The organism is Sandaracinobacter sp., assembly GCF_041909755.1.
Taxonomy (GTDB): domain Bacteria; phylum Pseudomonadota; class Alphaproteobacteria; order Sphingomonadales; family Sphingomonadaceae; genus Sandaracinobacteroides.
Genome location: NZ_JAYRCW010000091.1, coordinates 1 through 10,123, shown reverse-complemented (window position 1 = coordinate 10,123; position 10,123 = coordinate 1). Strand labels below are relative to the sequence as shown.

Annotated in this window: 9 protein-coding genes, 1 tRNA gene and 1 pseudogene; 7 read left to right on the top strand and 4 right to left on the bottom strand. The window is 66.8% G+C overall.

The features are described 5' to 3' along the window. The 3 genes and pseudogenes from ACE3O8_RS11215 to fdxA form a co-directional block, all read left to right on the top strand. Positions 1 to 518 (top strand): annotated as a pseudogene (locus ACE3O8_RS11215) (helicase); the annotation flags it as partial. 21 nt (positions 519 to 539) lie between these two features. Beyond that, the gene (locus ACE3O8_RS11210; protein ID WP_374389763.1) at positions 540 to 860 is read left to right on the top strand and encodes a S4 domain-containing protein; all 321 of its coding nucleotides are present in this window, start codon (positions 540 to 542) and stop codon (positions 858 to 860) included. 100 nt (positions 861 to 960) lie between these two features. Beyond that, positions 961 to 1,299, top strand: a complete 339-nt coding sequence (gene fdxA / locus ACE3O8_RS11205; RefSeq protein ID WP_374389761.1) for a ferredoxin FdxA — start codon at positions 961 to 963, stop codon at positions 1,297 to 1,299. Between the two features lie 61 nt (positions 1,300 to 1,360). Here the strand turns inward: fdxA and ACE3O8_RS11200 are convergent, their stop codons facing one another. Then, positions 1,361 to 2,446, bottom strand: a complete 1,086-nt coding sequence (locus tag ACE3O8_RS11200; protein WP_374389759.1) for a phytase — start codon at positions 2,444 to 2,446, stop codon at positions 1,361 to 1,363. Continuing rightward, a complete protein-coding gene (locus ACE3O8_RS11195; protein WP_374389757.1) occupies positions 2,446 to 5,256 on the bottom strand; it encodes a TonB-dependent receptor in 2,811 nt (936 codons plus the stop codon). Before ACE3O8_RS11195 ends, ACE3O8_RS11200 begins: the two co-directional genes overlap by 1 nt. 363 nt (positions 5,257 to 5,619) lie before the next feature. Between ACE3O8_RS11195 and ACE3O8_RS11190 the strand changes: the two genes are divergently transcribed. Continuing rightward, positions 5,620 to 6,228 (top strand): PEPxxWA-CTERM sorting domain-containing protein, encoded by a 609-nt coding sequence (locus tag ACE3O8_RS11190; RefSeq protein WP_374389755.1) that lies wholly within the window; start codon positions 5,620 to 5,622, stop codon positions 6,226 to 6,228. Positions 6,229 to 6,483: 255 nt separating this feature from the next. Here the strand turns inward: ACE3O8_RS11190 and ACE3O8_RS11185 are convergent. After that, a tRNA-Gly gene (locus tag ACE3O8_RS11185) sits at positions 6,484 to 6,558 on the bottom strand. Positions 6,559 to 6,706: 148 nt separating this feature from the next. Here ACE3O8_RS11185 and ACE3O8_RS11180 point away from each other — a divergent pair. Next, positions 6,707 to 7,627, top strand: coding sequence for a tetratricopeptide repeat protein (locus tag ACE3O8_RS11180; RefSeq protein WP_374389753.1), 921 nt, complete (start codon positions 6,707 to 6,709; stop codon positions 7,625 to 7,627). Further along, entirely contained in the window at positions 7,627 to 8,268 is a 642-nt protein-coding gene (locus ACE3O8_RS11175; protein WP_374389751.1) for an LON peptidase substrate-binding domain-containing protein, read from the top strand. The genes ACE3O8_RS11180 and ACE3O8_RS11175 overlap by 1 nt, the downstream gene beginning before the upstream one ends. Positions 8,269 to 8,283: 15 nt before the next feature. On the opposite strand, the gene ACE3O8_RS11170 is transcribed toward ACE3O8_RS11175, so the two are convergent. After that, entirely contained in the window at positions 8,284 to 9,528 is a 1,245-nt protein-coding gene (locus ACE3O8_RS11170; RefSeq protein ID WP_374389749.1) for a UbiH/UbiF/VisC/COQ6 family ubiquinone biosynthesis hydroxylase, read from the bottom strand. Positions 9,529 to 9,942: 414 nt separating this feature from the next. Here ACE3O8_RS11170 and ACE3O8_RS11165 point away from each other — a divergent pair. Further along, positions 9,943 to 10,123: hypothetical protein (locus ACE3O8_RS11165; protein ID WP_374389747.1), on the top strand; the 181-nt coding region annotated here is incomplete at its 3' end.

Genomic DNA, 10,123 nt, shown 5'->3' with positions numbered 1-10,123 from the left:
CCCGCGCCGGCGTCCGGCTTGGGGTCACCCATGTCTATGCGGCGCAGGCGCTGCGCCCCGAAGCGACGCGCTGGCGGCTGGCCCTGTGGGGCGTCGCAAACGGGGTGGGTCATATGCCGCCCCCGCCACGCCCCGGCCTGACCGCCCTGCGCACCGATCCCGCCGCGCCGCCCGGCTTCTATGCCGTCGCAGGGTTCTGGGCGCTGAAGGATTTCGCCGTCCGCGTCGACATGGCGGACCGCACCGCGCAGAAACTGCACGCCCAGCGGCTGGCAGCGCGGGCCGGCGGCGCAGGGTTCCAGCCGGATCCCGCCCTCGTTTCCGCGCTCGGCCTGCGCCCGCGCGAGTTCGAGACGCTGATGGCCGCGCTGGGCTTCCGCAGCGGCAAGGGCGGCTTCGCCTTCGCACCCGAACGCAAGGCCCGCACCCGGCAGCCCGCCGCGCCGCCGGCCAGCGCCGCCAATCCATTTGCCAACCTGGGCGCCCTGCTCGCCGGATCGGGGGAGACGCGCTCTTGACGGAGAGGAGACTGCCGCTTGGTGTATGAACGGGGCATGCGCATCGACAAATGGCTGTGGTTCTCGAGGCTGGCCGCCTCCCGCAGCGAGGCCCAGAAACTCTGCGAAAGCCGGCGCCTGCGGCTGGATGGACGGGTGATCGATCGAAGCTGCGCCACCGTCCGGCCGGGCAGCGTCCTCTCCTTCCCGAAAGACGAGCATGTGATCGCCGTACGGGTGGAGCTGCTGGCAGACCAGCGCGGCCCCTCTGCCGAGGCGCGCGGCCTTTACACCCCCCTGCTGCCGGCGCCCACCGCCCATCTGGCGCGGCACCCCGGCTTCGGGGAGATGGTGCCGGCCTGACAGCCGCTGCGGCGGTGCAGCATGGAACGCCCATTGACGCGCCCGCCGCCGCCAAGCTAGCGCGGAACCAAGCCAACAAGACTTTATTGGGGACACACCGATGGCCTATGTCGTGACCGAGCAATGCATCCGCTGCAAATATATGGATTGCGTGGAGGTCTGCCCCGTGGACTGCTTCTACGAGGGCGAGAACATGCTCGTCATCAACCCGAATGAATGCATCGACTGCGGCGTTTGCGAACCCGAATGCCCCGCCGAAGCCATCGTGCCCGATACCGAGCCCGGCCTCGACAAATGGGTCGAGCTGAACGCGAAGTTCAGCGCCGAATGGCCCAACATCACCGTGAAGGGCGACACGCCCGCCGACGCGGATGACTGGAAGGGCAAGCCCGGCAAGCTTGAATCGGAATTCTCGGAAAACCCCGGCTCCGGCTCGTAACTGGCTGCCAGGCCCGCCCATCCCCAGCGAGGATGGGCGGGCCTGACAGGCGCTCAGCGCCTCACTTCAGCCCCAGCGCGGCCTTCACCGCCCGCCAGTCCACAAGCTTGTAGTTCTGCTGCTTGCCATCGCTGTCGCAGATGGCGGCGGCGGGATCTTTCGCGCCGTCGCCGTCGCAATGGTCATGCACCGCGATCGCGCCTTCGGGATAGGCCCCGATCGGCCCGCTCCAGGCGTCGAGCCCGTCCGTCTGGGTCACGGGGTCGATCGCGCCCCCGCCGATCCGGAAGCGGCCGATCCAGTCATAGCCGCCGCCTGCGAGTTCCCACACCGCATAGGCGCTGTCCCCCTGGGACGAGGCGATCAGGAAGGTGCGGCCGCCATCGCGCATCAGGGTCAGCCCTTCCACGTCCGCGACCAACCGCTTGCCGTCGATGGCCGCGATCTTCACCGGCGCAGCCTTGGGGTCTGCCAGGCTCATGCGCCAGATGCCCACATCCTCTTCGCCCACATAAAGGTCGCCGGTGGCGTCGTTCACCACGCAGCCCTCGGTCTGGCTGCCCAGCTTCCACCGGTGCATCGGCGTCATCTCCGGCTTGCCGCCCGCGCCTTCGCGCACGGCATAGGCATGAACCGCGCCGTCCTTGTTGTTCGCAATTGCAAAGGTCCGCCCCGCGAACTGGCCCATGCAGAAGCCATAAGGCTCTCCGAAGGAGGCCTCCGTCGGCATATGGCCCCAGCTGGACAGCCTGAGCGTCGCCGGATCCAGCAGCCAGGCGCGGACGCCATATTGGCCCCGGTCGGCCGCCGTCACCAGCACCATGGGCTTGCCGCCCACGCTGATGCTGCGCAGATCCACATTGTTCATCGGCCCTTCGGGGAAGAACTGGAGGACCTTGCCGCCGATGTCATGGACATAGAGGCCCTTCGACTTGTCCGTGCCGATCCACAGCGCCCGTGCCGGATCGGCGGGATCGCGCCACAGCACGGGGTCGTCCGCGTCGACAGCCGGGTTGTCGGCCACCAGCGTCTCGGCGGCGGGGGGCACCGTCACGGTGTCCGCCGCTTCGGTCTCCGGGCCGGAAAGGGGGCCCGCCTGCCCGCAGGCAGCCAGCATCGATACGCCCAGCAGAAGCAGCCACCGCATCAGAAGCTCGCCTTCACGCCGATCTTGGCGGTCATTTCATATTCCTCATACTGCAGCAGCCGCCGGGTCGTCGGGCCGTTCTGATAGGCGGTGTAGGTGGCGTTGTTGATGTTCACCAGTTCCCCGAAGATCTGGAAATTGTCGGTCACGCGCAGCTTGGTCGAAAGGTCCAGCTGGAAGTGCGGCCGCACATAGCGATCCGATTCCGCGTCGGTGCCCAGTTCGTCGAGATAGGTGTCGCGATAGGTGCCCGCGATCCGGAACGAGAAGATGCCCTTGTCATACCCCAGCACGGCGTTGAAGCTGTGCTTCGATGCCTTGGGCAGCGGAATGCGGCGGCCGTCCGCCAGGTCACCCTTCGCGTCGGTGAAGGTATAGTTTAGGTTCATCAGCAGGCCGTCGAACGGCGCGGGCAGCATGGTGAAGGCCTGGGAATAGCTGGCCTCCAGCCCCAGCACACGGGCGCTGTCTCCGTTGATGGGGATGATCGTCTCGGTATAGGGCACACCCTGGAACACCCCGTCCTCGAACTGGGCGTCCACGATGAAATCATTGATGGATTTCCAGAAGACGCCGGCCTGCACCACGGCCTTGGGCGCGAAATAATATTCGATCGCCGCATCCGCGTTCCAGGCCCGATAGGGCTTCAGATCCGGGTTGCCGAACGTGCCTTCGCGCTCGCCCTCGTCATTCTCCTCGATGGTGAAGCGCGGCGCCATCTTGCCGAATGACGGGCGGGAGAGGGAGCGGTACACGCCGGCCCGCGCCACGATCTCCGGCGACAGGTCTGCCCGGAGGTTCAGGCTGGGCAGCCAGTCCGTATAGCTGTTGCGGACCTGCATCTGCGAGATGAACAGCGTGTCCTCGTCCAGCACCTCGCCGTTCCAGGTCGCGCCTTCCGCCACCAGGTCCAGCCGATTGCCGGTCATGTGGACGCTGGTGTGTTCCAGCCGCAGGCCGCCCACCAGCCGGATGCTGTCGTTCTGGAAGCGCCCCTGCAGATAGGTCGCCAGCACATCCTCCTTGGCGTCATAGGTCTCCGCGTTGGAGGCAAGGTCGGTGTCCAGCTGGTTCAGCTCCAGCCCCGCCGAATTGGCCTTCAACCACGTCCGCACGGCCTCCAGGTCAGGCACGGGCGCGATATCGGCCAGGCCATAGCTGGGCTGCCCGGCGACATCGGCCAGCGTGAAGCTGCCGTCGAAACCGTCATAGACGTCATACTGGAAGGCCTGCCGCTTTTCCCGCAGCCGAGCCTTGCCGCCCCACTTCAGCTCGAAGTCGCCATTCGCCAGCGCAAAGCTGCGGGCGATGTCCGTCTTGAAGCCCCATTCCTTGTCGACGGCATCCTCGTAGGTCGTCTGCTCCAGCAGGGTGAAGCTGTAGTTCGCGGGGTTCAGGAACGCCGCTTCGCCCTGCGTGATGGTGAAGCCGGGGCGCTGCCAATCGGCAAAGTCGAAGTCCACGCCCAGCCTGCCCGGGCCCGACGCGCGATAGCGGAAACGCATCGGATCAATGGAGCCGTCTTCCTTCTGCTCGGCGCGCGACCAGCTGGCGGAATAGTCCAGCGTCCACGGCCCCACCTCGGTGCGGCCGCCGCCCACGATGGAGGTGGTCGTCTGCCACTCGCGCCGGTCCTTGATGTCGCGGCGCACCTCGATCCGGCCGTCGGCCGAATCGAAGCTGAAGCCGTCGGCGCTGCCGGACGCCGGCTCGATGTCGGGTTTGAACACCAGCCGGGTGCGCAGTTCGGTGTCGTCGAACTTGGAATAGAGCCCGCGCAGATAGAGGGTGGTGGTATCGGCCGGCCGCCAGTCCAGGCTGACATTGCCGCCCCAGCGCACCCGTTCCACGTCATAGTCGCGGTATTCGATGGTCTCGGCATAATCCAGCCCGCTGTCCTCGCCCGTCGTCCAGTCCGCTGCCTCGATATTGTCGGTGGAGAATTTCCGCCGGTTCCAGGAAAAGCCGCCCGAAACGCCGAAATCCTCGGTCAGCCGCTGGGCGAAGTTCATGCCGATCTTGGGCGACCATTTTTCAGACAGCTGGTTGTAGCCGCCTTCCACGCTGGCGCTGACGAACCCCTTTTCGCGATCGAACGCCGAGGTGGTGGTGATCTCGATGGAGCCGCCGATGGTGTCGCCGTCCATGTCCGGCGTCAGCGATTTGCGGATTTCGATCGATTCCACCAGCTCGGAGGGGATCACGTCCAGCGCAACAGCCCGCTCGTCACCGCCGGTGGCCGGCACCCGCGCCCCGTTGATGGAGGTGGAATTGAGGTTCGGATCCAGCCCGCGAACCGCCACGAACCGCCCTTCGCCCTGATCGTTCAGCACGTTGATGCCCGGCGCGCGACGAAGCGATTCCGCCACATTCTGGTCGGGAAACTGGCCGATGGCGTCGCGGGTCAGCACCGTCACCACGGTATCGGCCGCGCGCTGGCGGCTGATGGCGGACAGCATGTTGGCTTGCTGTCCCACCACCAGGATCGTCTCGATCTCGGTGCCGGCCGGCGCCAGCGCGAAGTTCAGCTGCATCGTGCCTTCGGCGCCGACGGTCACCGTCTGCACCTGTTGCCCCGCGCCGGCGAACGTCGCCACCACTTCGTGCGTGCCGGCCGGCAGCCCGGTGAAGCGGTAGCGGCCCGCCGCGTCGGCGTTCGTCACGCGGCCAAGTGCTGGAATGCGCACCTCCGCGCCCTGCAGCACGCGCACGCCGCTGGAATCGGCAACGGTTCCCACGACTGTGCTGGCGATGGCGGGGGCGGCAATGGCAGACGACAACAGCAAGGTGGTCAGCAGGCGAACGTTCACGGGGCGCAACCTTTCGGGGGAGGAAACGGAATGCGCCCCCGTGCCGCCTTTCCATGACAGTTGCCCGACACTGATGTTTCACTTGAAATACAGTTGGATGTCAGTTCGATGGCGCGACAAATTCGCCACTATGCCTGCCGGTTCCGCCGCCAGCCCCGCGATTAACCGGATCAACTGTCGGCCGTCTTTACAACTGACCGGCACAGACTTCCCGGCGATTCATTCAACTAATTGATTCAAATTCAGAATAGTCGAAACTGGCAATTGGCATGAAGATTGCTTGTTTCTTCCAGAGGTCGGCCGAAGCCGATCCTGACAACCAGGGGCCCCGAACGGGGCCTGAAATTGGGGCAGGAGCCTATGATGCGCAATCTTATCCTCGCGGCAGCAGTCGCACTCGGGACGGCCACGGCCGCCCAGGCCGCCATCCCGCTCTATCCGACGCCCGGCGTGGTCAACGCCTCGGATTATGCGTTCACCGCCGCTGCGGATGGCGACATCGTCGCCTATTTCGCGGGCCATTCGGCCGGCTACACCAACTGGCTCCGGCTGGAAGTGAACGGCGTGGACACCGGCCTTGAAGGGCTGAACAACCAGACCAGCGCGCTGGGCCAGTCGTTCAACTTCGGTCCGGTCAGCGCCGGCGACGCGCTGGTGTTCAAGATCCGCGTCGTGAATACGGGTGACAATTTCTACTCGCAGCGCAGCCAGAACGCCGACGGCATCACCCATGTCTTTTCCGCCAACTATGGTGGCGGTGACTGGGGCATTCCGGCGGGCGTGTATGTCGGCTTCGAAGACCTCTATGGCGGCGGCGACCTTGATTATGATGATCTCCGCTTCGTGTTCACCAATGTCGGCGGCGGTGAAGTCGGCGGCATTCCCGAACCCGCCACCTGGGCGATGCTGATCACCGGCTTCGGCCTGGTCGGCTTCGCGGCCCGCCGCCGCAAGGCCCGCGTGACGGCCTGATCCACGGCGACTGACGAACAGGAAAGGCCCTCCTTCCTTCGGGAAGGGGGGCCTTTTTTCATGCGCGGGGCACAGACCTGTGCGCCGCCAACGAATGGAATTCTCGACGAGGCCGAGACGCCGAGCGGGCACAGCCGAAAGCGACCGCGATGCGGTCAACGGATCGAACCCTCGATCATTTCAAGAAACTGGTGTGGGCGGAGCCGAAGGCGACCGCGCAGCGGCAACGGATCGAAACCCCGACGGTTCAGAAACTGGAGCGGGCGAAGGGATTCGAACCCTCGACTTCAACCTTGGCAAGGTTGCGCTCTACCCCTGAGCTACGCCCGCATCCATGGCATCTGGCAGGGCTGCATTCGGCCGCCCTGCCGGGGTGAGGGCGCGCTCTAGCCGAGCATCGGCGCATGCGCAAGCCCCTTCCATAATCCTTTTTTCGCACCCATATGAACGGCCGACACCGACAAGCCGGAGCATCGCCTTGGCCAGCCTTTCCCCCCCGAACAGCCCGCTGGGCGGATTGTCCGCCGACGACCGCGCCGCGATCGACGCCTTCCGCCGCGATGTGCTGGAAGCCTCGCTGACATCTGTCGTGCTGGTGCGCTTCACGGCGGACTGGTGCGGCCCCTGCAAGCAGCTGGCCCCCGTGATCGAAAAGGCTGTCGCCGAATCCGGGCAGGGCCGGGTGAAGCAGGTGACTGTCGATATCGACCGCCAGCGCCTGATCGCGGACCAGTTCCGCATCCAGTCCGTCCCCACCGTCTATGCCTTTGTCGGCGGCCAGCCCGTCGACGGCTTCGTCGGCGCGAAATCCGAACGCGAGGTGAAGGCCTGGATCGACAAGCTGCTGACCGCCCTGCCCCCGACGGACGAGGAGGTCTCGCTCGACGCCCTTGTGGAGGCCGCCAACGCCCTGCTGGCGGGCGGAGAGGCCGAACAGGCCGCCCAGGCCTTCGCCGCGCTGGCGCAGGAAGCGCCCGACCGGGCCGACATCCTCGCCGGCTATGCCCGCGCTCTCCTCGCGCTTGGGGAAGTGGAGGGCGCCGCCGAAGTCCTCGCCACCATCCCGGCAGACAGCAAGGATCAGGCCGTCGTGCAGGCCCGCGCCGCGCTCGATCTTGCGAAATCCGCGGTGCCCAGCGCCGAACTCGCCGCGTTCGAGGCCCGGATCGCCGCCGACCCGGCCGACCATCAGGCCCGGCTCGATCTGGCGAGCGCCCTGTTCGCGGCCGGGCAGCGCGATGCGGCCGCCGATCAGCTGCTGGCCGCAATCGCTGCCGACCGGGACTGGAACGAGGGCGCCGCCCGCGCCCAGCTGCTGAAGCTGATCGAGGCGGTCGGCTTCGGCGATGCCTGGTCGGTCGGCATCCGTCGGCGGCTCAGCCAGATCCTCTTCGCCTGATGAGCCTTCAGCCACCCGCGAGCATCGCAGACCTGCCCCGGCAGGTCCGGCTGTTCCCGCTGGGTGGCGCCATCCTGCTGCCGCGCGCCGTGATGCCGCTGAATATCTTCGAGCCGCGCTATCTGGCCATGGTGCGCGACGCGATGGCAGATGATCATATGATCGCCATGATCCAGCCGCGCGACGAAAAGGCGAAGCCGGCGCTCTATGACATCGGCGCGCTGGGCAAGATCACCCAGTACAGCGAGACGGGTGACGGTCGTTTCCTGATTTCGCTCACCGGACTCGCCCGCTTCCGCCTGCTGGAGGAACTGCCCGCCACGACCCCCTACCGGCAGGCCCGCGTGGATTATGCGCCGTTCGAGGCGGATTGGGGGCCGGCCGAGCCGCTCGCCCCGGTGGCGCGCGCCCATCTCGAATCCACGTTGAAGGCCTATCTGGAGGCGCAGGGCCTGTCTGCGGACTGGGATGCCGTGAAATCCGCGGACGACGAAAGCCTCACCAACACGCTCAGCACCGTCTGCCCCTTCACGGAGGCAGAGCGGCAGGCGCTGCTGGAATCCGGCTCGCTTCCGGCCCGGGCCGACACGCTGACGACGCTGATGCAGTTTGCGAGCGGCGGAGAGATCGGCCGCAGCTAGGCCGGGATCGGCGCCTCAGCCAAGCTCCCCGCGCAGCAGGGGCGGCAGGTCGCCCGCCTCCCCCCGCGCGATCTTCATGAATGCCCGGCGCAGCGGCGGAATCCGGTTCACCATGCCCAGCCCTGTCGCCCGGATCGCGGTCGCCGTGCGCCCCCGGACGCCGAACAGCCGCACCAGCCCATCCGTCGCGATCGCCGTCGCGGCATTGTCGCTCCGCCGCCAGCGTTCATAGCGGCGGGCGACATCGGGATGGCCCAGATCCAGCCCCAGCCGCGCGCTGTCGGACAGCACTTCGGCCAGTGCCGCCACATCGCGCAGGCCCATGTTCAGCCCCTGACCAGCGATCGGGTGGATGCCATGCGCGGCATCACCCACCAGGATCAGCCGGTTCGCCCAATAGCGTTCGGCATGCTGCAGGTTCAGCGGGAAGGATTGCACCGGCGCGATCAGCTCCAGCTTCCCCAGGAAGCTGCCCATCTTCTTTTCCGCCTCATGCGCGATGGCGCGGGCCGACAGTGCCTTCAGCCCTTCAGCATCCTTGCGCCGCACCGTCCACACCAGAGCGGACCGGTGGCGACCATCCTGCAGGTCCGTCATCGGCAGCTGCGCGAACGGCCCATCGGCATAGAACAGCTCGGACGCCACATGGTTGTGCGGCTTTTCATGCGCCAGCATCGTCACGATCGCGGTCGCGTCATATTGCCAGGTCGCAAGCCGGATGCCCGCCTGTTGTCGCAGCTGCGATCCGCGCCCGTCGCAGGCCAGGATCACCGGCGCCGTCAGCACCCGGCCATCGGCCAGCGTCACGGTCGCCCTGTCGGCGCCGCGGTCCGTTCGCGCGATGCTGGCAGGCGCGAACAGCCGGATGCCCGGCATCGCGCGCAGCTTGGCCAGCAGCACGCCGCGCAGCGCCCGGTTTTCCAGCATGATGCCCAAGGGCTCGGCCGGCTCCGCCTCGGCTGAATCGAAATGCAGGAAGCGTGGGTCAAGCCCGTCGGTCACCCGGATGGCATTGATCGGGCAGCCCTGGGTATCCAGCAGATCCCCGAACCCCAGCGCCCGCAGCATCCGCGCCGTGGAGGAAGCGATGGCGGACGCCCGGCCGTCGAACTCGGGCGCCATATGCGCATCCGGATCCGCCCGCTCGATCACCGCGACGGACAGGTCATGCGCTGCCAGCGCAATCGCCAAAGTCTGGCCCACAAGGCCGCCCCCGACCAGGATGCAATCGAACCGCTCAACGCCAGATGTCTCAGCCATGCCACCTGATAGCGCAGCCCGCCCGACGCCCCAACCCCCAGCTTGTCGCACCCGAATTGCCCGTTTTCAAGGCAGTTGTCACAAACACGCAAACTGCTGCTGTTTTTTTGGGCAAATCGTTGCACCAGATTCTCGGCAACCCTCTGCAGCGCAGTTGGCACGGCTCTTGAATGTAGAAGTGTGGGTGCCTTCGGGCTCCTGTGCTCGCTTCGGGACTTTTCAAAGTCCTCCCCTTTACCGGCCCGGAACTCCCCATGGTTCCGGGCCGCTTTTATGCCGCGCGGCGACGCCGCTGCGTGGCGGCCCCGCCACAACCGTCGCACAAACCGGGAACAGACTCTTGACCGGGGGAGTCTCCCGCAGGCAGAATCCCGCGCATATGCGCTGCAGCACCGCCGCGCGGGAGTTTCGACCTTGGCGACCAGCTACCAATCGCTGATGGATGCCGCCCCCTGGCGGCGGCCGGGATCCGGCGGCGGGCCAAGCCTGGCCGAACGGCTCCGGGCGCTGGGCCGCGCCACGCTGCGCATCCTCGCCGGGCTTGCCGTGCTGTCGCTGGGCCTGCTGTTGGCGGCGGCCCTTCTCAGCCATGATC

Coding starts and splice junctions, on each gene's coding strand:
- ACE3O8_RS11170 (WP_374389749.1), bottom strand. CDS start 9,528: ATGGCTGAGACATCTGGCGTTGAGCGGTTCGATTGCATCCTGGTCGGG.
- ACE3O8_RS11200 (WP_374389759.1), bottom strand. CDS start 2,446: ATGCGGTGGCTGCTTCTGCTGGGCGTATCGATGCTGGCTGCCTGCGGG.
- ACE3O8_RS11190 (WP_374389755.1), top strand. CDS start 5,620: ATGCGCAATCTTATCCTCGCGGCAGCAGTCGCACTCGGGACGGCCACG.
- fdxA (WP_374389761.1), top strand. CDS start 961: ATGGCCTATGTCGTGACCGAGCAATGCATCCGCTGCAAATATATGGAT.
- ACE3O8_RS11175 (WP_374389751.1), top strand. CDS start 7,627: ATGAGCCTTCAGCCACCCGCGAGCATCGCAGACCTGCCCCGGCAGGTC.